Consider the following 426-nt stretch of genomic DNA (forward strand, 5'->3'; position numbering starts at 1 on the left):
CTGCCAGTCGGGCCAGATCATGAGTGCGGCCCACCTTCTGGCCAGCAATCCGGCGCCTTCACGTGAGGAAATTGTCGCGGCCATGACAGGCAATCTTTGCCGATGCGGCACCTACTCGCGGATCATTGCAGCCGTGGAATCCGTCGTCGCTGATACGTCAGACGGCGCTCAGGGGGGGGGCGCATAACATGGCGATGAATCGACGAAATTTCCTCAAGGTCAGTGCCGGTGCCTCCGGCAGCCTCATGGTTTCAATAACGTTGCCGGGCTGCGCGGGAATCCAGACGGGGTATGAGTCGGACACGGGCGAATGGCGTCCCGATGCCTGGCTGGAACTGACTGCCGATGATGAAGTCTTCTTCACCCTGGCCCGGGTCGAAATGGGGCAAGGCACCTACACCGGCTTGACCACTTTGATTGCCGAAG

The 426-nt window shown here is 60.6% G+C and carries 1 protein-coding gene and 1 pseudogene; both read left to right on the forward strand.

Annotation, left to right across the window (positions count from 1 at the left end; genetic code table 11):
* Positions 1–187 (forward strand): 2Fe-2S iron-sulfur cluster-binding protein (locus B2W52_RS01545; protein ID WP_286801056.1); only part of this gene is annotated, 187 nt, incomplete at its 5' end.
* Between the two features lies 1 nt (position 188).
* Positions 189–426: pseudogene (locus B2W52_RS01550) on the forward strand (xanthine dehydrogenase family protein molybdopterin-binding subunit); the annotation flags it as partial.

The organism is Marinobacter sp. UBA2498 (genome assembly GCF_002341575.1).
Taxonomy (GTDB): Bacteria; Pseudomonadota; Gammaproteobacteria; order Pseudomonadales; family Oleiphilaceae; genus Marinobacter; species Marinobacter manganoxydans.